20 protein-coding genes and 1 tRNA gene are annotated in these 21,984 nt (G+C 57.4%); 6 read left to right on the top strand and 15 right to left on the bottom strand.

Features of this window, described 5'->3' with window-relative positions:
- Window positions 1-2: 2 nt before the first annotated feature.
- The 4 genes from WM42_RS09065 to scpC form a co-directional block, all read right to left on the bottom strand.
- Window positions 3-1,145, bottom strand: a complete 1,143-nt coding sequence (locus WM42_RS09065) for a hypothetical protein (protein ID WP_141741013.1) — start codon at window positions 1,143-1,145, stop codon at window positions 3-5.
- The gene (locus tag WM42_RS09060; protein WP_062037347.1) at window positions 1,132-1,845 is read right to left on the bottom strand and encodes an ATP-binding cassette domain-containing protein; all 714 of its coding nucleotides are present in this window, start codon (window positions 1,843-1,845) and stop codon (window positions 1,132-1,134) included. Before WM42_RS09060 ends, WM42_RS09065 begins: the two co-directional genes overlap by 14 nt.
- A 373-nt stretch (window positions 1,846-2,218) precedes the next feature.
- Window positions 2,219-2,291 (bottom strand) — tRNA-Lys (locus WM42_RS09055).
- 111 nt (window positions 2,292-2,402) lie between these two features.
- Window positions 2,403-3,905 carry a succinyl-CoA:acetate CoA-transferase ScpC gene (gene scpC / locus WM42_RS09050; RefSeq protein WP_061924487.1) on the bottom strand — a complete coding sequence of 501 codons (1,503 nt, stop codon included), beginning with the start codon at window positions 3,903-3,905 and terminating at the stop codon, window positions 2,403-2,405.
- A gap of 179 nt (window positions 3,906-4,084) precedes the next feature.
- Between scpC and dusB the strand changes: the two genes are divergently transcribed.
- The gene (gene dusB / locus WM42_RS09045; RefSeq protein WP_062037343.1) at window positions 4,085-5,230 is read left to right on the top strand and encodes a tRNA dihydrouridine synthase DusB; all 1,146 of its coding nucleotides are present in this window, start codon (window positions 4,085-4,087) and stop codon (window positions 5,228-5,230) included.
- Between the two features lie 49 nt (window positions 5,231-5,279).
- Window positions 5,280-6,008, top strand: coding sequence for a phosphate signaling complex protein PhoU (gene phoU / locus WM42_RS09040; protein ID WP_062037340.1), 729 nt, complete (start codon window positions 5,280-5,282; stop codon window positions 6,006-6,008).
- Between the two features lie 302 nt (window positions 6,009-6,310).
- Here phoU and WM42_RS09035 read toward each other — a convergent pair whose 3' ends face one another.
- The 7 genes from WM42_RS09035 to mshD form a co-directional block, all read right to left on the bottom strand.
- Entirely contained in the window at window positions 6,311-7,078 is a 768-nt protein-coding gene (locus WM42_RS09035; RefSeq protein WP_062034988.1) for an ATP-binding protein, read from the bottom strand.
- A gap of 6 nt (window positions 7,079-7,084) precedes the next feature.
- On the bottom strand, window positions 7,085-8,695 hold the full coding sequence (gene istA / locus WM42_RS09030) for an IS21 family transposase (protein WP_062035370.1): 1,611 nt from the start codon (window positions 8,693-8,695) through the stop codon (window positions 7,085-7,087).
- 165 nt (window positions 8,696-8,860) lie between these two features.
- The gene (gene pstB / locus WM42_RS09025) at window positions 8,861-9,634 is read right to left on the bottom strand and encodes a phosphate ABC transporter ATP-binding protein PstB (RefSeq protein WP_062037337.1); all 774 of its coding nucleotides are present in this window, start codon (window positions 9,632-9,634) and stop codon (window positions 8,861-8,863) included.
- A 49-nt stretch (window positions 9,635-9,683) separates the two neighbouring features.
- Window positions 9,684-10,595, bottom strand: coding sequence for a phosphate ABC transporter permease PstA (pstA, locus tag WM42_RS09020; RefSeq protein ID WP_062037334.1), 912 nt, complete (start codon window positions 10,593-10,595; stop codon window positions 9,684-9,686).
- A gap of 16 nt (window positions 10,596-10,611) precedes the next feature.
- On the bottom strand, window positions 10,612-11,655 hold the full coding sequence (gene pstC / locus WM42_RS09015) for a phosphate ABC transporter permease subunit PstC (RefSeq protein WP_061924504.1): 1,044 nt from the start codon (window positions 11,653-11,655) through the stop codon (window positions 10,612-10,614).
- A 127-nt stretch (window positions 11,656-11,782) separates the two neighbouring features.
- On the bottom strand, window positions 11,783-12,877 hold the full coding sequence (gene pstS / locus WM42_RS09010; protein ID WP_062037331.1) for a phosphate ABC transporter substrate-binding protein PstS: 1,095 nt from the start codon (window positions 12,875-12,877) through the stop codon (window positions 11,783-11,785).
- Window positions 12,878-13,070: 193 nt separating this feature from the next.
- On the bottom strand, window positions 13,071-13,991 hold the full coding sequence (gene mshD / locus WM42_RS09005; RefSeq protein WP_062037328.1) for a mycothiol synthase: 921 nt from the start codon (window positions 13,989-13,991) through the stop codon (window positions 13,071-13,073).
- A gap of 33 nt (window positions 13,992-14,024) precedes the next feature.
- Here mshD and WM42_RS09000 point away from each other — a divergent pair, with 33 nt between their 5' ends.
- Window positions 14,025-14,834 (top strand): LmeA family phospholipid-binding protein, encoded by an 810-nt coding sequence (locus WM42_RS09000; RefSeq protein ID WP_062037325.1) that lies wholly within the window; start codon window positions 14,025-14,027, stop codon window positions 14,832-14,834.
- A gap of 2 nt (window positions 14,835-14,836) precedes the next feature.
- Here the strand turns inward: WM42_RS09000 and WM42_RS08995 are convergent, their stop codons facing one another.
- On the bottom strand, window positions 14,837-15,865 hold the full coding sequence (locus WM42_RS08995; protein WP_201057367.1) for a diacylglycerol/lipid kinase family protein: 1,029 nt from the start codon (window positions 15,863-15,865) through the stop codon (window positions 14,837-14,839).
- A 65-nt stretch (window positions 15,866-15,930) separates the two neighbouring features.
- On the opposite strand from WM42_RS08995, the gene WM42_RS08990 reads away from it, so the two are divergent.
- On the top strand, window positions 15,931-16,569 hold the full coding sequence (locus WM42_RS08990) for a heme-binding beta-barrel domain-containing protein (RefSeq protein ID WP_062037318.1): 639 nt from the start codon (window positions 15,931-15,933) through the stop codon (window positions 16,567-16,569).
- 8 nt (window positions 16,570-16,577) lie between these two features.
- On the opposite strand, the gene WM42_RS08985 is transcribed toward WM42_RS08990, so the two are convergent.
- Window positions 16,578-17,444 carry an aminodeoxychorismate lyase gene (locus WM42_RS08985; protein ID WP_062037315.1) on the bottom strand — a complete coding sequence of 289 codons (867 nt, stop codon included), beginning with the start codon at window positions 17,442-17,444 and terminating at the stop codon, window positions 16,578-16,580.
- 30 nt (window positions 17,445-17,474) lie between these two features.
- On the opposite strand from WM42_RS08985, the gene ygfZ reads away from it, so the two are divergent.
- A complete protein-coding gene (gene ygfZ / locus WM42_RS08980; protein ID WP_062037312.1) occupies window positions 17,475-18,533 on the top strand; it encodes a CAF17-like 4Fe-4S cluster assembly/insertion protein YgfZ in 1,059 nt (352 codons plus the stop codon).
- A gap of 178 nt (window positions 18,534-18,711) precedes the next feature.
- Window positions 18,712-18,912, top strand: coding sequence for a DUF3073 domain-containing protein (locus WM42_RS08975; protein WP_179294342.1), 201 nt, complete (start codon window positions 18,712-18,714; stop codon window positions 18,910-18,912).
- Window positions 18,913-19,406: 494 nt separating this feature from the next.
- Here WM42_RS08975 and purM read toward each other — a convergent pair whose 3' ends face one another.
- Window positions 19,407-20,459, bottom strand: coding sequence for a phosphoribosylformylglycinamidine cyclo-ligase (purM, locus tag WM42_RS08970; RefSeq protein ID WP_061924525.1), 1,053 nt, complete (start codon window positions 20,457-20,459; stop codon window positions 19,407-19,409).
- Between the two features lie 21 nt (window positions 20,460-20,480).
- Window positions 20,481-21,980, bottom strand: coding sequence for an amidophosphoribosyltransferase (purF, locus tag WM42_RS08965; RefSeq protein ID WP_062037309.1), 1,500 nt, complete (start codon window positions 21,978-21,980; stop codon window positions 20,481-20,483).
- Window positions 21,981-21,984: the final 4 nt, after the last annotated feature.

Raw genomic sequence — 21,984 nt, 5'->3', positions numbered from 1 at the left:
GGCTAACCGCTAACTCCACAGGTCGACTGCTCGATACGTTGAACAACATCGCTTACGTCAACTTGTCGGTTAGGATCCCAAGGGAGGCCACTAACCGAAATTCCCAAATCTTTCGCCGGAATTCCACAAATTTGCACATTTGCACGAATCAATTCCGCAGTTCCGACTTGATCCACAAACTCTCCAACGACTCCTTCCAGAGTTGGTTGGCTACTTAGGCTTAAGTGATCTTCTGAAAAATCTCCCCACACCACCGGTCGATTTGAGAAATCTCCCCACTCAGCTGGCACTATTTTAGAGAAGGCTTCCCGCGCCTGGATGTTCAGTAATATGTTTTCTTTTGGAACCTCCGGCCACGCGCAGACATCCGAAACACAGACAATCTGCGCAGAGTCCCTTTGTACAAGGCCAAATTCTGTAAGTTTCTGAGCCCAAAACGTAGAACCTACGATAGCCAGAAGTCCTAAAAGCAAAGCTGCCATGTACAGCTTTCTTCGGTGCCTAAGCAAAGCCGCAGCCGAAACTACGAGCAGCGTCACTCCCACAATCCCCGCAACTGCTATACCGATTGCTTTCACATCTAGCGTTGTATCCAGAGAACAGCACGCCAAGAAGTCGCCAGCTAAATGCCTCAAAACCCCCGGAGAAGTGGCTGGAACGATCGCATACCAAGTATATGCAAGCGCAACCGCAGCACAGACAGAAATAAGAGGCTTAAGCGAAAAGCCAAGTGCGCTTCCAATCAACACCCAGCAAATACCTACGACGCATGAGTACGCCAGCATCATCCAAAAGAATTTGGACGCGAACGATAACGATTCAGCACTTTGGGCTAGGTTAGCCATTACGTAGCCAACGGGAAAAACTAGCGACCATAAAAGCATTCGGTCTCTAAAGATACGAACTACAGAGCTTCGCCCCAATTGCGCAATTTCGCGAAAACGTGATGCTTCCCAAGCCATTCCGGCAGAAACCGCTGGAGCAATAACAACGAACACTAAAGTAGATTGGGCAGCGTTTGACTGGAAATAGGCTGTTTTCCCAAGCTCTGATATAGGAACTGCACTGAGAACAATTCCAGCAAGACAAATCCACAATGACGGGCGTCGAAACCAATGCCTGAATCCGAATCTAGGAACCATCATCGTTCCTCCTCCGCACAAAAGAGCGTGCGAGATTGTGCACTGGATTGTCGTCTAATTCTGATGCTAAATGTATGAATTCTGACCTTGAACCATCGAATCGCAACTTGCCTTTGTCAAGGACAAGAACGCGCTCAAATGGTTTCTGCAGTTCACCTGCATCATGGGTGGAGACAACTAAATTATGCCCCATTTCCACGATCTTTTGATAAATCTTTGTAATGAGCTCCTTGCTAAGGGGATCAAGCGCCGCACTAGGCTCATCAAGAAGCAGAGTTTTCGCCCCAGAATTCAATGCTGTAGCGATTGCCAATCTAGAGCGTTCCCCTCCGCTAAGACTTTCGCATCTCTGATCGGCAACCCTCGACAGATCAACAAAGTTTAGCCACTCCAAGCTATGTTTCTTTGCGATTTTCCTATCCTGACCAAACAGCCACGCAACATAAGCGCAGTATTCTCCAGAAGTGAAACCCACAATCGGCATGAATTTCTGCTCGAGTAACGATATAGAGCCCACCCTTAAGACGACCCCGTTGTGCCGAGAAGAATCTGATGCCAGGGCGGAAAAAAGAGTCGACTTTCCCGCACCGTTTGCCCCAAGAAGAAGCGTCGGACGTTCATCTATCGTCAACTGCGGTATATCCAGAATTGTTTTGTTTGAACGTCTTATCTTTAAAGCATCAACTCGAATCGTATCTACCATACGACTTTCCTCCAATTGATGGTCAAACGGTTCCAATCAAACGTATGAATATCGGCATGATAGTTGCCTGCAGCCTGACGCCCCCAGCCACCTCGATCCCAACCCCCATAGCACCTGTTGAGAGAACGTGAACCCAGGTCCGGATCCGGCTGCCCTGCTACGACTATCTTCTTCACCGGATTTCACATCTCTTTCTGAGAACTAGGCAAGAGAGACTTGCCTTACCTGAACAAAAGTTTGCTTTCAGCACCGAACAGGGAGAGATGATATTAATACCTAAAGCTTGGCTATTCTTACATAAATAAATGAGATATATCAAGGCACAAGGTGGGCATAAAAAATTCCCCTTGGCTTTACCAAGGGGAATCAAATGTGGGCCCTCCGGGGCTCGAACCCGGGACCTGCGGATTAAAAGTCCGTAGCTCTACCAGCTGAGCTAAAGGCCCATCGCGAAACCATTTTAGTAGGCCCCGCTTAAGAAACGAAACTGGCCCCCACTTTATTGCGGGGAGCCAGTCATGTTTGCTCGTCAGGGGGCTAAATGCCGCTGAGTTTGCTTAGCCGCGCATATCGCCCTTTTCGGCGAAGTTGATCTGGAAGTCGAAGGCAGTCTTCAGATCGTGCGGGGTGTGGACGAACTTGTTGGCGGAAGCACGCTCGTAGTACTCCTCCAGCAGCGGACGGTAATCCGGGTGCGCCACAGCGATGACCTTTTCCACGCGCTCACGCGGTGCGAGACCACGCAGGTCAGCGACACCGTACTCGGTGATGATGACCATGGTGTCGTGCTCGGTGTGGTCAGTGTGGGAAACGAAAGGAACAATCGCGGAGATTGCGCCGCCCTTTGCCACAGACGGGGAAACAAAGGTGGAGATGTAACCGTTGCGGGTGAAGTCACCGGAGCCGCCGGTGCCGTTCATAATGCGGGAGCCGCCAACGTTGGTGGAGTTGATGTTGCCGTAAATATCGGCCTCAATCATGCCGTTGGAGGAGATAAGACCCACGCGGCGGATGACCTCAGGGTGGTTGGAGACCTGCTGCGGACGCAGGATGATGTGCTTGCGGTAGCGCTCTGCCTCAGCGTTCATCTTCTCTGCGTACTCCGGGGAAAGTGCAAAGGAGGTAGCGGAAGCGACAGACATCTTGCCGGCGTCGATAAGGTCGAGCATGCCGTCCTGGATGACCTCGGTGTAGGCCTGAATGTTTTCAAACTTGGACTCCAGCAGGCCTGCCATCACGGCGTTAGGGACATTACCCACGCCGGACTGCATGATGAACTTGTCATACTCTAGGCGGCCAGCAGCAACCTCGCCTTCGAGGAACTCGATGAAGTTAGCAGCGATCTTCTCGGACACCTCATCCGGAGCCTTAAATGGTGCGTTGCGGTCCGGAGCGTTGGTCTCAACGACTGCGACAACCTTTTCGGTCGGCAGCTCGATGTACGGGGTACCGATGCGGTCATCAACCTTGGTGATCGGGATTGGCTGGCGGTTAGGCAGCTTCTCGATCTTGTAAATGTCGTGCATGCCCTCGAGGTTCTCGGACTGCCAGGTGTTTACCTCGAGAATAATCTTGTCTGCAGCCTCGATGTATTCCAGGTTATTGCCCACTGCAGAAGACGGGATGATGTTGCCGTCTTCCAGGATGCGGACAACCTCGATGATTGCGACCTGGAAATCGCCGTAGAAGCCCTCCTCTACCTGCTGGCCGGAGTGAGAAAGGTGAATGTCCTGGTAAAGAATCTCGCCTGCGTTGGCCTTGTTACGCAGAGTCGGATCGGAGTTGTACGGAGAGCGGAAGCGCAATGCGTCCGCCTCTGCCAGCACACCGTCACAATCCGGTGCGGTGGAAGCGCCGGAGAAGACATCGATCTTGAATTCCTCACCAGCAGCGTGTGCAGCCTTTGCCTTTTCAGCGATGGCGGTAGGCAGCGCCTTTGGGTAGCCCGCACCGGTAAAGCCAGAGATACCGACGCGGTCACCGTGATTGACAAACTTTGCAGCTTCTTCAGCAGAAACGACAAGTTCCTTAAACGGCGCGTATCCGATCCTATCGGTCAAAGTAAATCCTCCTTTATATATAGGGCCAACCGTACGACACGATCAGCCCCTTTAAGTTACATGCACCACATTAGCGAACTTGTTGAGGTTTTACCGAAAACTTCGCAAACTTACACACCCCCGTCACAACGACGCGCCAAACTTGCCACGCCACCTGCCCAAAGAGCACAATTGGCTGCGTGAATCTTGCAATCGGAAAAATCGAGCTCAACTCCCCCGTTGTCCTAGCCCCTATGGCGGGCGTAACCAACGTGGCCTTCCGCACGCTCTGCCGGGAACAAGAAATTGCGAAGACCGGAACGGTCTCCGGACTATATGTATGCGAGATGGTCACCGCTCGCGCGTTGGTCGAGCGCAATGAAAAGACCATGCACATGACCACGTTCGGGCCAGATGAAAATCCACGCTCGCTACAGCTGTACACCGTCGATCCGGAGTACACCTACAAGGCAGCAAAGATGATCGTGGATGAAAACTTGGCCGATCACATCGACATGAATTTCGGCTGCCCCGTGCCCAAGGTAACTCGTCGCGGTGGCGGCTCAGCTCTGCCCTATAAGCGCCGACTCTTCGGCAACATCGTCGCCGCCGCAGTTAAGGCCACAGAGGGCACCGACATTCCGGTTACCGTGAAGATGCGCGTGGGCATCGACGACGAGCACCACACACACTTGGACGCAGGACGCATCGCAGTGGAGGAGGGTGCCGCGGCCGTCGCCTTGCACGGGCGCACAGCCGCTCAGCGCTACTCCGGTCACGCCGATTGGAATGAGATCGCACGCCTCAAGGAGCACCTGGCCGATACCGGCATCCCGGTGCTGGGCAACGGCGATATCTTCAAAGCCACCGATGCCCGCGCCATGATGGAGCAGACGGGCTGCGACGGCGTCGTCGTCGGGCGCGGCTGCCTCGGCCGCCCGTGGCTCTTCGCGGAACTGTCTGCGGAGCTGCGTGGCGAGCCAATTCCTTCCGAGCCAACCTTGGGCGAAGTGACGCAGATTATGATTAGGCATGCGGAGCTGCTGGCGCAGCACGATGGCGAGCGTCAGTCCAGCCGCGATATCCGCAAGCACGTGGGTTGGTACCTGCGCGGATTCCCCGTGGGAGGCGAGGTACGCTCGGGCCTTTCGCGGGTGGATTCGGTAGATAACCTGCGCGAATTGCTGGCACCGTGGGCCGATTCGCAGGCGCTTGCCGACGACGCGGATGGCGCACGTGGACGTCAAGGCTCACCCGCCAAGGTGGTTCTACCCGAGGGTTGGCTGGACGATCCAGAGGACGCAACTGTTCCGGAAGGTGCGGAAATTATGCATTCGGGCGGATAGATAAAGCCATAACGAGCATTAGACCAAAAAGTGGTCTATCATTTCCGACATGCGCACCGCATATCGCGAACATCTAGATAGCTTCTCGCACGACCTCATTATCATGTGCGACATCGTCCATAAAACCTTAAAGCTCGCCTCTGAAGCGCTGATTGACTCCGAACTCCACGCCGCTGAAGAGGCCATGTCTTTGCGCGAGGAACTGGACGAAGTCCGCAACCGCTGCGAGGAGCGCGCTGTCTTGCTGCTCGCGCTCGAAAATCCCATGGCCAAGGATCTCCGCCAGGTCGTCTCCTCCATCTACATCGTGGAAGACCTCCACCGCATGGGTCGTCTGGCCCAGCACGTGGCATCGGCTGCCCGCCGCCGCCACCCAGAAAACGTGGTGCCCGCAGAGTACATCGGCTATTTTGAGGAGCTCGCACGCTTAAACGACGACATGATTAGGATGTTGCGCGAAATCTTAGTGACTCCGGACCCCGATACCGCCCTGCGGATGGCCTCTGAAGATGATGCGGTAGATGACATCAACCACTACCTTTTGTCCATCTTGACGAATCGAGAGTGGGAAGCAAGCGTGCGCGAGGCCGTGGAAACTGCCCAAATGACCCGCTACTACGAGCGTTTCGCCGATCACTGCGTCAGCGTGGCCGGCCGCATCATTTACCTGTCCACCGGGCTCGCTCCGGAGGCCTATATGGCCAAATTGAGCGAGGAAGAAAGGGACAAAGAGTTCGAGTCCCGCATGGCCGAGCTCGAGCGCCAGTTCCGCCATTAATCCTCACTAGGTAGCTAGACCTTTAAGGCAACGCTGAAGCACATTCAATCCAACTACAGGCGTTTCACGAAAACTATCTATCTAGATCAATCTTCACTGTCTCTAATAACGCTAAACCCCGCTTCCCTCTTGTTTCAAAGGAAGCGGGGTTTATCCGTCTGCTACATGGAAGCTACTAAGTGCTGAGAGCGGCTTGTTGGTAGGGGTGTTGCGGAACGGTGGTAGGGCTGGATTCCGACTAGGTGGTAGGGCCGGGCCGCTGGCCCTGTTGGGGCCAGCGGCCGGGCTTCTAATCCGATCGACTACTCGTTGGCGCCATATGTGGCGCTTGCCAGGTGTTGGCGCATGTCGTAGTCGCCGAGTTCGATGCGCTGTCCGGCATTGAGTCTGCTGACCAGTGAGTCCGCGCCGATGGGGTCGGGTAGTTTCTTCACCCAGTAGGCGGCGGTTGTCTGGGAGACGATGATGGTCGGCAGTCTGCCGTCGCGGTCGAATATGATCTTGGTTAGGTCTTCTTGTCCGCGCTGGTTGATTCCTATGGTCAGGAAATCATCGAGGATGAGTACATCAATGTTTTGTAGCTTGCGCATTTTAGCTACATAGCGTTCATCTGCTGGCAGGAAGGCCCCTAATTCATCGACGAGCTGATCCAGCCGGTAGTACGCGACACTGTATTCAGCCTGGCAAGCAGCAATACCGATAGCGCAGGCGATGTAGGTTTTACCCGCACCGGTGGGCGCTAGGACGTGCACATTGGAAGGTTCGTCGCGCCAGGGTGTTGCGGCTAGTCGTTTGAGCTGGCGTAGATTCAACCCTCGTTCATCTGGGTTGATCAGCTCGGCGAGTGTTGCTCCCGGATAGCGGAATTTCGCCTGGGTGATGGCTTTTGCGATGTTGGTTTGCCGGCGCTTGGCCGCGGTTTCTTCCACGGCTTTGAGGAAGATTTCCTCCGGTAGAGCGGTGTTGGCGTCATCGGCGGCGACTAGGTCGAAAAAGATATCAGCGAAGGTGGAAAGACGCAGTTTACGCAGTGTAGCTCGGATGTCATCGTCAAGGTTGATGGTGGTCATGATGGTCTAGGCCTCCTTCTTCGGGATGTCGTAGTGGCTGGCTGGGCGCAGGAATACTGCATCAGGGATTGCGGTGATATCCACAATGCGCGACTGGGCGTGATCGGCCTGGACGGCTGGCGTTTGGTTGAGGGTGTGACCGTTGCGGGCGATGTCGGCCTGAATCCGCGCGATGACCTGCATGTTGGGTGCCAGGCTATGGTCAATGACTTGCTGGCAGGCAGGCTCAAGCGTGGTCTTGTTGTGCTTGTTGCCCAGCTTGACGAGCACGTTGCGGGCAGTGTGTAGCCCGCGGGGTACGGCTTTGGCGTTGCGTTCCAAAATTGAGGAGACGACCTTGGCCGTTGCCGGCCCAAATGATGATGCTCGAGCAAGCAGCTCGTCACGGGTAAGAGGTTTGACCCCGGCAATGTCCTTATCCGGGGTATGGGCTGGGTCAGTGCAATAGCGGTACTTGAACCCGTGCATACGTGAGTGCTCTGCGACTAGGTCGTCGCCGTCGAAGATGCTCACCAGGCTGTTGGTCAGCCGTGCCCGCAGGGTTTTGCCGATGTATTGGAACGGCACTGAGTAGTACTGGTAGTCGCAGCAGATGTGCCAGTTACGGTCGACTTTGACGTTTCGCCAGGACACTTCCGTAAACGGGGTATCTGGTAAGTCACGCATCATGGGCGCTTCATCAGCATCAAACAACTCTTTACGGGTTATCCCATCGGGCCTAGGCATATTCATGTTGATGTCGTCGACGCGCTGGGCGATAGCCTCATTGAGTTCATCAAGACTGTAGAAGGTGATCCCATCGAAGTAGCCGAGGATGCGCGAGTAGACGAGTTGGACGGCGCGTTCCACAGCGGCCTTATCCCGAGGTTTTCCAGGTCGGGCCGGTACGAGCAGGATGTCGTAGTAGTCGGCGAAGTCCGCGTAGCGTTGTTGAATGCGCCGGCCGGGCTTGTTCTTCACCGGCCGATAAGTCGCGGTCGGTGCGTTGTCAGGAACGATGATGCCAGGGCATTTACCGAGGTAGTCTAAGGCTTTCACATGGCAGGAAATCCAGTTGTCCATCTTCTCGTTAGCTGTTGCTGTCACAAACAACAGTGAAGAATAGGGGCAGATGGCCACGAATAAGCTGGCTTTCATGCCGACTTCACCGATGGCCTTGTCAATGATGGAAACCTTGTCGCCGGCCCAGTCGACATAGAGTTCCTGGCCTGGCTCGTGTTCGATAATCGAGGTCATTCCAGTGGTGCGGATGTGGGTGCGCAGGCGTTCGCAAAACTGGGAGTACTGATACTTCGACTCGCCTTCACCGACAGGTGCAGCAACGTAGTCCAGCCAGAGCTTGTGGCGGGTCAAGTGCTTGTTATTGGCTAGTCGCTTGGCGAGCTTTTCGAAGTCTGGCTGGTCGTAGCGCTTGCGACGGGCCCCGCGATGGTCGCTGAAGTGCTCGTCGAAGAATGATGGATCCAGCTGAGCAAACGACTCCTTGGTGATGCTCAGGTCCGCAATCAGTGTCTTGGTTTTGGCAATATCCCGGTTGGAACATCCCAACGCCGCAGAGATGGCAGCATAGCTTCCCCCGTCCAAACACATCGCCATGATGTCTTTGAAGTTGGCCATGAAAGGCCCTCCTTAAGGTCATGAAAGGTGATGACGCGCCGGCACAAGTTGTGCCAACGCCACCTATACAATGACCGAAAACAGAGAGCCCTACCATCTATCCGGAAAACCCCGACCAACTACGCGGATTGCCCCTACCAACTACGCCGAAACGGCAACTAAGGCTTAGCCGAAGCGGCCGGAGATGTAGTCCTCAGTGTCCTTCTTAGACGGGTTCTTGAAAATGGTGGTGGTGTCATCGAACTCCACCAGGTGGCCCGGCTTGCCGGTGGCCTCGAGGGAGAAGAAACCGGTCTTGTCGGACACACGCGCTGCCTGCTGCATGTTGTGGGTCACGATAACGATGGTGAAGCTTTCCTTCAGCTCGTGGATAAGGTCCTCAACGGCCAAGGTGGAAATTGGGTCCAGTGCAGAGCAAGGCTCGTCCATGAGGAGAACCTCTGGCTCCACGGCAATCGCGCGAGCGATGCACAGACGCTGCTGCTGACCACCGGACAGGCCGCCGCCCGGCTTGTCCAGACGGTCCTTAACCTCATCCCATAGGTTTGCGCCACGCAGGGACTTCTCGGCGACTTCCTTCAGCTTCTTCTTGTTCTTCTCACCGGACAGACGCAGGCCGGCGACAACGTTGTCCTCGATGGACATGGTTGGGAACGGGTTTGCCTTCTGGAAGACCATGCCGATGGTGTTACGGACGGAGACTGGGTCAACCTTTGGGCCGTAGATGTTCTGGCCGTCGAGCAGGATCTCACCCTTGACGGAAGCGCCAGGGATGACCTCGTGCATGCGGTTGATGGTGCGCAGAACGGTGGACTTACCGCAGCCGGAAGGGCCGATGAACGCAGTAACTGCCTGTGCTGGGATCTGCATGTTGACGTTCTGTACGGCGTGGAAATCACCGTAGTAGATGTTCACGTCATTGAGCTCAAGCTTTGACATTTTTTGAATTACTCCTGTTGAGGGGCTTTAGGTGTGGCGGGCGGGCGTGTTACTTCTTGACGGAGAACTTCGCAGAAACGAAGCGCGCCGCAATGTTGAGGATTGCAATCAGCAGGACCAGCGTCAGTGCCGCGCCCCACAGCTTGTCCAGAACGGCCGGCTGGGCGCCGGACTTGTACATATCAAGCATCATCAGCGGCAAGGAAGACATTGCGCCATCCATTGCGTCCCAGTTGATGGAAGAGGTCGAGCCGACCAAGACCAGAACCGGAGCGGACTCACCCATGACGCGGGCAACGGCCAGCATGATGCCGGTGACGATGCCGGACAGAGCGGTTGGCAGAACGATGCGGGCGATGGTCTTCCACTTCGGCACTCCCAGCGCATAGGAAGCCTCACGCAGGTCCATCGGGACGACGCGCAGCATCTCCTCCGTGTTACGAACGACGATTGGAATCATCAGCAGCACCAGAGAAAGCGCCACTGCCATGCCGGAACGGTCGAAGCCGAAGAGCGTGATCCACATTGCGAAGACGAACAACGCAGCGACGATGGAAGGAACACCAGAAAGGATGTCGACCATGAAGGTGGTCAGGCGGCTCAGCAGACCGCCGCGGGAATACTCCACCAAGTAGATAGCGGTGAAGATGCCAATCGGGACGGAAATGATGGTTGCCAGGAGGGTCTGGACGAAGGTACCGATAATCGCGTGCAATGCACCGCCGCCAGCCTCGGTATCAAGGATTCCGCGCTGCGAGGTAGTCCACCATTCAGGATTGAAAATGGCGCCGGCACCGCGAGCAAAAAGCTCCCAGAGCACCCAGACGAGTGGAATCATCGCGATGATCATCGTGGCCCACACGACGAAGGTGGCGATGTTGTTGGCGGTCTTGCGGCCGCCGGAAATATCAAGGAACGCCGATCCGGAGTTCTGCGGAAGGGTCTTTACTGGGGTAGACATTCAGGTTTACCTCTTCCTACTTCTTCTTCACGATGGAACGGGCAATGGCATTGACCACGAAGGTCAGCAGGAACAGCATGAGGCCGGCTGCGATATAAGCACCCGCACGCATCTCGTTACCGAACTCGGAAGCTGCCAGAGCGATCGCAGTAGCGAAGGTAGTACCGCCGTCGAAAAGCGAGAAGCGGAAATCAATCAGCGGCGAGACAACCATGTACAGCGCCATAGTCTCACCCAGCGCACGGCCCAGGCCCAGCATGGAACCGGCGATGTAACCGGACATACCAAAAGGCAGGACGGTCATGCGGATAACTTCCCAGCGGGTAGCGCCCAGCGCCAACGCGGACTCAATCTGGCCCGGAGGGGTCTGCACAAAGACCTCACGCGCGGTGGCGGCGATGATGGGCAGAATCATCACTGCCAGCACGATGCCACCGGTGAAGATGTTGCGGCCGGTCTCGAAGGAAGGCGAGTTGTCGTAGGTGGTGAACAGGAAGAAGCCGCCAGCCCACGAATGAATCCACTTATAAAAGCCTGAAAGAGCCGGGCCAAGAACCTGCCAGCCCCACAGACCGTAAACGATGGACGGAACTGCAGCGAGCATGTCGACCAAGAAGCCAAGCGGCTTCACTGCGCGGGCCGGAGCGTAGTTGGAAAGGAAGATAGCAATGCCAAGCGCAACCGGCATCGCGATCAGCAAGGCAACAACGGAGATGAGCACCGTGGAGCCGAACATGGTCGGGATACCGAACTGCATTGCGTCAGTGTTGTTAGTCTCCCAGCGCTGACCGTAGGTGAAAAAGCCTAGGAAGCCGCCCTCGTTGACGTTCAGTGCAGGCACTGCGCGCCAAATCAGGAAGGCTGCAATGGCAGCGATCATCACGGTGATTAAGGTTGCGGAGGCGGTGGAGAGAAACTCGAAAATTCGGTCACCTGGGCGTTTTACACCCGAACCGGACTTCACGATTGCGGCCTCGGAGCTACCAGCAGAAGAAGCAGGCCGCGAGGCGGCTTCTGTCTGCTCATTTGGTGGCGCCGTGGTGAGATTGTTGTCTGCCATGAGACTACGAAATCCTTTTCAACGGAAACTGTGGGAATTAATGTGCAACACACCGCAGCCCCCAAAGGCGCTCTGATGAACGGATTTGGGGGCGGGCAGTGCTGTCTTTTATTGCGTATCCAGCAAATTACTGGATTGCGTCAACAGCAGACTTCAGACGCTCGAGGTGGTCACCGGTAACAGGAATGAATCCAGCGGACTCGAGGTCGGAGCTCTGGTTATCCAGAACGGTCTTGAAGAAAGCCTTGACCAGCGCGGAGGTCTCCTCATCGTAACCAGCGGAGCAAACGATGTTGTAGGTGGTCAGGATGAGCGGGTAGGAACCCTTGGTGTCGGAGCCGAAGAGAGCCTCAGAGTCAACAACCATGTTGTGCTCGGAGCCGGTCTCCTTGAACTTCAGGTTGTCGAGTGCAACGCCGACGGTTTCGTTGGACAGCTCAACCGGGCCGTTGCCGAAGTCGATCTTGGCAATCTTGACGCCGTCAGATTCCTTCTGGTGTGCGTAGCCAGCCTCAACGTAGGTGATTGCACCTTCGATGGAAGCAACCTGGTCAGCAACGCCGGAGGAACCGTTTGCACCCTCGCCGACAGCGTCCGGGAACTGCTTGCCCTCGTTGTCCCAGTTGCCGGTGGCGGTCTTCAGGAACTTCTGGAAGTTGTCGGAGGTACCGGACTCGTCAGAACGGAAGATGACAGTGATGTCGGTATCTGGGAGGTCAACACCCTCGTTGGAAGCCTTGATCTCTTCGTCATTCCACTTGGTGATCTCGCCCTTGAAGATCTTTGCCAGGGTCTCGGTCTTCAGGTTTACTTCCTTGTCACCCAGGTTGTATGCGATTGCAACCGGGCCGATGGTGGTTGGTAGGTGCCATGCGTCGTTGCCCTCGCAACGCTTCTTGGCAGCCTCAACCTCACCCTTGTCCTCCTTCAGAGCGGAGTCGGAACCAGCGAAGTCAACGGTGCCGTTGGTGAAAGCCTCAACGCCAGCGCCGGAGCCGGAGGAGGTGTAGGAGAAGTTAGCGTCAGGGTGCTCGTCCAGGAAGGCCTTCTCGAAGACGGACATTGCGCTCTTCTGGGAGGATGCGCCCTCACCGGTGAGGTCACCGGAGACCTCAGAGCCGCCCTCAGAGCCCGAACCGGATTCAGAGCAGGCAACAAGGCCGGTGGAGGTTGCGGCAACAATGCCGAAAATTGCAGCGGTGCGCTTGAAGTTGCGGATCACGGGAAACCTTTCCAAAGCAGAACAGAGATTGTTATCGAGCAAACCGCACATCGCATTGGTAAAAGCGAAAGAGTTGAAAGAGAACTACCAACACCGCGGTTAACTCACGAAAACTAAAGCTATTCGGGGTGGGTTAACCGCAGAGGTGATTTCAGGTAAACAACAAATGAACATGTCACCAAAGTTGGTGAGACTAATCACGCCCCGAATAGACAGAATGGTCTTCAATAACGCTAAACCCGAGGCGCTCATAGAGCTTTACAGCCGGTTTATTATCCGCTTCTACGTAGAGAATTACCCGGTCAGCACCCTTTTCCACCATTCGATTCAGACCATAACGCAGCAAAGGCTTTCCCAAACCTTGACCGCGATAGGCCTCCGAAATGCCGATCACATAAACCTCACCAAACTCATCAATTTCCTCCTTGTGCCATTTGGTCCAGTGGAATCCGGCCAGCACGGGGGCTGCCCCATCATCGCCTTTCTTGGTGTCCCAATAGAAAAGGACATCTGCCGGATCGAACCATTCCGCTTCCATCCCGCGGTGCAAACGCTCTATATCCCATCCGCCTTGCTCCGGGTGCCAGGAAAAGGCTTCGTTGTTGGCACGCACCCATTCCTGCTCGACCAAGTCCGTGCCCCACCGCTCTACCGAATCGGTGAAGTTGGCGGGAGTATACGGGGCGTCGCCAAGCATGGAGTGCTCCGCCAAATCCTTACCGGCAACCTCCATGACCAGAAGCTGACGCACCTTTTCCATGTGGTTATTCTGCGCCACAGCCTGGGCTGCCGGCAGATTGCCATGCGCCCAGACATTTGCTGCAGGCTTTATCGCCCGCACGGCGTTAAGAAGCTCGTTGCCCCAGCCACGGCCACGATAATCGGGGTGGATAAACATCTCAGCATCGTCTCCGGCGACAGCCGCAAGGCCTATCGGCTCCGTGGCGTCGCTGAGCACCAAGTGCGTGTGTTCCAAGTGCGCGTCATCCAGGCCCAATATGAATTGCTCCGACAGGGGCGCAATACCGTCGACGCCCCGTGCTAAATCAGCGATTTTCTTGAGCCTTCCTGCGAGTTCTGGGCACTCTGGAAGTTGATAATTTTCGATATTCATACCCACCAGCGTACGTGCGGTAAGAATAGAAGAGTGACTGTTCTGCAAATCAACCGCAACGTTGTCCGCCTCGGCATCGTCGCCATCGTGGGCACCCTCGCCTGGCTTTCGGATTCTGCGGTGGCCATGCACGCAGAGCACACCGTGGCCCAAGAATCGAAGGCGGTCTCGCGCCTCGAAAATACTCCCGACGTCTACATCGGCGGCTTTCCTTATACGCTCGCCACGCTGACCAAAGAGATTCCTTATCTCGAGGTGCAATCTCTCGACGTCGAGGTGCCAAAGCTGGGCATGGTCAATGCTTCAACCACCATGCGCGATATCACCATTACCCCGCAGCAGGTCTTTAGCGGGAAGTTCGAAGGTGCCCCCGTCTCGACCTACACCCGCAGCATCAGCCTAGATGGCGTGGCGCTGGGCAGGCTGATGGGCATTACCGATCTTTCGATTGCAAACCCTGACAACATCTCCCCTATCGGCGGTACCGCAGCCGAGGCAGAGCTGACGGGTACGCTGCCGGGAGATAAAAAGAAGTCAACGGCAAAGGTCGCGCTGCGCCTGGTTGGCGAGCAATTCCACATGAATGTCTACGACACTGAGGATCCGCGCTTAAAGAAGGCCTTCTCGATGCAATTCGACACCCGCGACCTACCGCTGCCTGCACAGGCGACGTCCGTGAAACTGCATGGTGGCTCCATCACCTTTGAGGTGCAGCGCCGCAACATCAAGTTGAAGTCCACCCAGCTGTCCCCACTCGAAATCGAGGGTTCGGAGGAAAAGGCGGTGAAGGACGCGGAAAGGCGCGCCGTGGATACCGCCCAGCGCGTTGGTCAGGCCAGCTAGCGCTACTTAATTCGCACCAGATCGCGAAGAATCTCGCGCACGCTGCGCTCATGCGGCGGGCGCGGCTGCGAAGGCGCAAAGACCTCGATGGCATCTGCCACCGACTCCAAATGCACCTTGGTGAACTTGCCTTCGGACTCACCATCGGCTTGGAAGCGCTTCGGGGTCGGCGTTTCCAATTCGACCACCTGTGCATCGTCGAATTGCAATGCGCGGGCCTGAGTAATCTTGCTCAACACACGCTTGCGATCAACGCCCATCAGGTGCAGCATGCCCACCAAACCGTGAATGCCGCCCAAGTCAGAAACGCCGAAGAGCCCCAGACCCTTGTCAAAGGAATTGCGCGGGTTAGTAACCACCGGCAGCGGGCCCAAGAAGGTCCACGGGTTGGTATTGGAGGTAAACATCAAAGGCACCTTGTGCGCGGTAATTTCCTTGCCATCACGATTGACCGCATGGACGGAAATCTCCGGCGGAATGACGCGCGCACGCAGGTAAGCCTGCGCGGAGACCGCCAGATAACGCAACGGGGTGGCTGCAAAACCCATCTCACGGGCACGATCGACGCGCGCCAAGACATCCGCATCGAGGCCGAAGCCGGCGTTGACCGCGAACCAGCGCTCGTTCCAGGTGCCAAGGCGAATGGTGCGGCGGGTATCGCGCTCCAGCAGGCGTGCCAGTACGTGGGCAGCCTCCACAGGAGTATTCGGAATGCCTAAAGCACGGACGAAGACGTTGGCGGAACCAGTCGGAATAACGCCGAGCACCGGCAGCTCCTCCGGAGCCGGGCGCTGGTCATTATCTGCCGGACCGAGCAATCCGTTGACAACTTCATTGACCGTGCCGTCGCCGCCAAAGACGACAATGGCGTCATAATCCGCACGCCGAAGACCGCGCACGATCTCTTCTGCATGCCCCGCATAATGGGTAAATTGCATGCGCAGGTGGGCGCCTTCGACATCGCGCAGCAGCGGGATGACCTGCCTGAATAATGCATCGCTCTGCGAAGTCGAGTTCGGATTTGAAATCATTAATACTCGCACAGCGAACCAGCCTAGTGGTTTATATCCCTTTAAGACGACTAGGCTGGTGCGTCATGAGCGAAAATAGCAACGAAAAGCTAAATGGCAACGACGCTGTCAACAATGCCGCCGAAGCATGGAAGGACGCAGCGAACCGCAACATCCCGGCCATGGAAGTCGGCAACAACCCTCTGCCGCAGGAAACCGCTAACCTGCGTCAGGGCCCGTCGCTTCACGACGGCCTGCTAGCCCTTCTTCCCCTCGTAGGCGTCTGGCAGGGCGAAGGCCAGGCCCACGATGCTTCCGGCGAGCAGTACACCTTTGGTCAGCAACTTATTGTCAGCCACGACGGCGAGAATTACCTAACTTATAGCTCCCGCACCTGGCGCATCGACACCGAGGGCAAGCCGCAGGGTGCCGATATCCGCGAATCCGGTTACTGGCGAATCTCCTTGAAGGACGAGATCGAGATGACCTACACCTCCTCTAACGGAATCGTGGAGATCTTTTACGGCGAGCCTTTCAACGAGCGTGCATGGCAGCTCGAGTCCGCGTCCACCATGGTTACCGAAACCGGACCGAAGAACTTCGGCCCAGGCAAGCGCATGTACGGCTTGATGCCGAACAACAACCTGGGTTGGGTCGACGAGCGCATGGTCGACGGCGAGATGCGCCCATACATGTCCGCTGAGCTTGAGCGCGTAGCAGGCTAGTTTAAGCCCTACCGCGCAAGCGCGGCATCAAGCAGGCCTCGGATTTCCGCAGCGTTATCCGGGGCCTTTAGCTTTGAGCCATTGAGGTTTGTAACGCGTACGGCGGTGCGCACTGAAGAGACCAGCCACACCGAATCGCAGCGCTCAAGATACTCCGGCGTGATTTCTTTAGCCTTGCAGCGATAGCCCTGCTGCTGCGCGTATTCGAAGAGCGCAGCCTGCGTGGTGCCGGAGAGAATCCCCTTCGCTGCCGGGGTGCGCAGCTTGTTTCCACGCACTGCCACGACGGTGGAGGTGGCGCCTTCCAAAACGATGCCACTGTCTGGGTCGACGAAGATGACGTCGTCAAATCCCTTCCCCTTTGCCAGGCGCAAGGTAGCCATGGTGGCAGCGTAGTTCAGCGTCTTGGCGGGCAATTCCTCGGCCACGTGCCACAGGCGCGGGGTGGTCATTACCTTGACGCCCTTCTCGCGCTGCTCAAGTAGCTTTTTATCGATTGCCTGCACCACAACCCAGGCGCTCGGGTGGCCCGTCGATGCACGCCCGCGGGTATAAGTCCACGTGCACTTGGCCTCGCCTATCTCATCACCGCCGAAGTAATCCGCGATGGCGAGTTCGGTGGCTTCCTTCCACTTTTCAATCTGCGGTTCCGGCAGCTCGAGGGCCCGCGCTGAGTTCACAAAGCGCGCGCTATGCCGGGCAAGGTTAGCCACCTTGCCATCACGCACCAGCAGCGACTCAAAGATGCCGTCGCCACGAGTGACAGCGGCGTCATCCCAATAGATAAGTGGCAGCGACGGAAGATGCTTGCGCACAGAGCCACCATAGGGCTCAACAACGTAGATGACCGGCTCTTTTCGAGGCGTGAACTCCATAATTTTTATTATGCCCTACCATCGGATCTCGTGAGTTATTCTTCGCCACTTTTAGCGCGCACAGGCGCCGCTGAGTTCCAAGACGCCACTGCAATCGACGCCGTGGGCGTCGCCTGGCACTACGGTAACCCGCTCAAGGAGCAAAGGAACATCGAAACCGGCTCCGGGATCGTGGACCGCTCCCAGCGCCGCGTCATCAAGGTCGGGGGCCCAGAGGCTGCGACCTTCCTCAATAACCTGTTATCGCAAAAGCTTGACGACGCCCCCTCTGGCTTCAGCGCCGGCGCCCTCGACCTAGACATACAGGGCCACGTGCTCCACCACATGGATCTCACCCGAGTTGACGAGGCCTTCTACCTGGATGTTCCAGAAGCCCAGTTTTCTTCTCTGCTGGAATTTTTGACCAAGATGATCTTCTGGTCCCAGGTGACTGTGGAAGAAGCACCCTTGGCAGTCATCACCGTGCTGGGTTCTGCCCTGCCGGCGCCAGCAAGCGCGGTGGTGTCGCGCGACGTCGCCTGGCGCGGCCCGCAGCGCACGGACTATCTCGTCCCGCGTGAAGACCTAGAGGCAGCCGTGGCGGAACTGGAATCGGCTGGCGGAACCTTGGTGGGGCTAATGGCCTACACCGCCGAGCGTGTAAAGGCGCTGGAGCCGGAACTCGCCGCGGACCTGGACGCAAAGGCGATTGCCCACGAGGTCCCGCACTGGATTTCACGCGGGGATGCGCCGGCATTCGTGCACCTGAACAAGGGTTGCTACCGCGGCCAAGAGACCGTCGCCCGGGTGGAGAATCTCGGCCGCTCGCCGCGGCTTTTGGTGATGCTTTATCTGGATGGCTCGGCACCTACTCGTCCGGAGATTGGTGCAGACGTTACTCTTGGCGGGCGCCGCGTGGGACGTCTCGGAACAGTGGTCGATGACTGCGACTTTGGCCCCATCGCACTCGCGCTGGTCAAGCGCTCGGCTTTGGGTGGCCAGCAACTGGCCATTGGGGATGTCGCTGCATCCGTAGAAAATGACTCGCTCCCAGTCGATGAGGGCCCAAAGGCGGGACGAGCTGCGGTAGAAAAGTTGCGTGGCCGATAACTCATTTAGCCCTCTGCGCGAGTTATCCCACTCGTTTTGGCATATGTAGGGGGGTGGTGCGGAATTTTTTCGTCACACAGGCTATTGTGTCTAACAGGAAGATACACTTTTAGATTTAAGCCGATGGGGCGTCCAAGAATCCCTGGAACGCCCTACTCACCTCAAGGGGGTCATGCACATGGGACGCGGACGCGCAAAGGCAAAGCAGACCAAAGTTGCACGCCAGCTGAAGTACAATTCGCCTGAAATGGATCTGGATTCGCTCCAGCGGGAGCTTGCCTCCCAAAACCCGAACAACTCCCACGATTACGAGGACGAGGATCCTTACGCCGACTACGTCGACGAGTGGGACGAAGACGACGAGGAGGACCAGCGCTAAGGCGCTTTCCTTTTCGCCGCTGGGACTCCAGCTGTAGGCCGCAGCCGCTTCGCGTGGTTGCGGCCTTTTGCTTTTGGCCGCTGCCTGGCTCTTTCCCGCGCTACCCTGCTCTTCACGGCCGCTTCCCTGGTCTGCCTGGGCTGCCCCTACTCTTCCCTCGGCCTTCCCTCGGCCTTCCCTCGGCCGGCATTTCCAAATGGTGAGGAACAAATGGTGAGGTGAGGAGTCACCCGCCCCAGGAGCCCACTGTAGTCACAGCGGTTACGGTGCGACCTCACCATTTGGAAAGCGCACTAGGCTTCGACTGCATTTGGCGGCCGCGGAACAGACGGCCCTAAATGGTGCGGTTTTACCATCCGCGCGAAAACGCCGAAGAGCCGAGCGGAAGCGCAGGAAAACCGGCACCGGAAGAGGAAAACCACAAACGGCCTCCCCTCCTCCACCGCGATGTGGCAGAGAATGGAAGGCCGAAAGCAGAAGTGGTTGGGCGGGGCTTAGTAGTTCGGGTGCTCGCCGTTCATGATGACGCGCTCTTCGCCCTCGCCAGCGGCGCGGATGGTGCCGAGTTCCCACGCATCAACGTGGCGGGCAGCCATCATAGCCAGGGCGCGCTCGCGATCCTCCGGAGCGACGACGGCAATCATGCCAACGCCCATGTTGAAGGTCTTCTCCATCTCCTCCAGGGAAACCTTGCCCACAGAAGCGATGGTCTTGAAGATCTGGCCCGGGGTCCAGGTGGAACGGTTAACTTCAGCGGTCAGGCCCTCCGGAATGACGCGCTCCAGGTTACCGGCCAGGCCACCGCCGGTGACGTGGCAGAAGGTGGAAACGTTGCACTCAGCGGTCAGAGCCAGGCAGTCCTTGGCGTAGATGCGAGTCGGCTCCAGCAGCTCCTCGCCGAGGGTGCGGCCAAGCTCCTCGATGTGTCCATCGAGCGGTAGACCTGCCTGCTCCAGCAGGACGTAGCGAGCCAGGGAGTAGCCGTTGGAGTGCAGGCCGGAAGAGGCCATCGCGATGAGGACATCGCCGTCACGGACCTTGTCCGGGCCCAGGATGGAATCTGCCTCGACTACACCCACGGCGGTTGCGGAGACGTCGTATTCTTCTGGGTCCATAACACCTGGGTGCTCAGCGGTCTCGCCGCCGAGGAGCGCAGCGCCTGCCTGCACGCAGCCCTCAGCGATACCCTTCACAATCTCTGCGACCTTCTCCGGCACGACCTTGCCCACGGCGATGTAGTCCTGCAGGAATAGCGGCTCCGCGCCGCACACCACGAGGTCATCGACGCACATTGCAACCAGGTCGATACCGATGGTGTCGTGGACGTCCATCGCCTGCGCAACGGCCAGCTTGGTGCCAACGCCATCGGAGCCTGCAGCCAGGACCGGCTCTTTGTATTCGCCCAGCTTGAACAGGCCCGCGAAGCCGCCCAGGCCGCCCATGACCTCCGGGCGGGTTGCACGCTTTGCGTGCGGCGCAAACAGGGTGACGGCACGGTCGCCTTCTTCGATGCTGACGCCAGCTGCCGCGTAAGTATTCTCGCTCATTTTTGTTCCTTGCCTTGTGTTTTAGGATTCTTCGCCGAGCAGGGAGCGCACGGCCTCAGCGTTCGGGTTGCCGGCCGGGAGGCCGAGTGGGTAGACACCGTCAAAGCAGGCGGTGCACAGCTCATGGTGAGGCTGCTGGGTCGCGGCGACCATCTCATCGATGGAGACGAAGCCGAGGGAGTCCGCACCGATGGCGTCACAGATAGTCTTGCAGACTACCTCTGGGTCATCCGACGGATTCGCATTCGCAATGAGCTCGCCCGGGGAGGCGAAGTCAATGCCATAGAAGCATGGCCACTTCACTGGCGGCGAAGCGATGCGCACGTGCACCTCCGCCGCGCCCGCCTCGCGCAGCATGCGAATCAGCGCGCGCTGGGTGTTGCCACGCACGATAGAGTCATCCACGACCACCAGGGACTTGCCCTCAATGACCTCGCGCAGCGGGTTCAGCTTCAGGCGAATGCCCAGCTGGCGCAGCGTCTGGGTGGGCTGAATGAAGGTGCGGCCAACGTACGCATTCTTCACCAGGCCGTGCGCGAAGGTGATTCCGGACTCCCGGGCATAGCCCACAGCCGCCGGGTTACCGGACTCAGGCACTGGAATGACTAGATCCGCGTTCGGCGCCGGGTATTGCCGCGCTAGGCGACGCCCGATTTCCACTCGGGTCGCATTCACCGAACGGCCCTTGATGTCGGTGTCAGGACGCGCCAAGTACACATACTCGAAAACGCAGCCGTGGCGGGTTGGCTCCGCAAACTTCTCGGAGCGGATGCCGGCTTCGTCGATGGAGATGAGCTCGCCCGGTTCAATCTCGCGGATGAACTGCGCGCCGACGATGTCGAGCGCACAAGTCTCCGAAGCCACGACCCAGCCCTTTGGCAAACGACCCAGCACCAGCGGGCGCACGCCGTGCGGGTCGCGCGCAGCGTAAAGCGTGTGCCCATCGGTAAAGGTCAGGCAGAATGCGCCCTTCACGCGCGGGAGCAGCGCACGAGCGGATTCGAAGACGCTGACGCTATCACTCACGCCGTCGGCAAGCAGCATGGACAAGCACATGGAATCGGAAACCGACTCTTGCTGCGGTGCAACCAGCCCGCGCTCTACTGCTTCCTCGCGCAGCTCCAAGTAGTTAACAAGGTTGCCATTATGGCCCAAGGCAATGTCGATGCCATTGGAGGTGGTGGCAAACATGGGCTGCACGTTGGCCCATTCCTTGCCGCCTGCGGTGGAGTACCGGGTATGCCCTACGGCGACGTTGCCTTGAAGAGAGGCCAGGATGGATTCATCGAAGATATTGGACACCAGGCCCATATCCTTGAAGACGACAAGACTGTCATCGTCACCGACTGCGATACCGGCGGCCTCCTGGCCACGGTGCTGCAAGGCGAAGAGACCGAAGTAGGTCAGCTTCGAGATCTCTTCCCCCGGAGCCCAGACGCCAAAGACGCCGCATTCCTCGCGAGGTTCGGTCTCGTTGTGATCATCGAGATTGGTGATATGGGGAGTTCTTTCAGCTACCACGGCG

It is taken from the genome of Corynebacterium simulans, assembly GCF_001586215.1.
Classification (GTDB): domain Bacteria; phylum Actinomycetota; class Actinomycetes; order Mycobacteriales; family Mycobacteriaceae; genus Corynebacterium; species Corynebacterium simulans.
The sequence above is the reverse complement of the archived record's forward strand: the minus strand, read 5'-3'. Positions and strand labels throughout refer to the sequence as shown.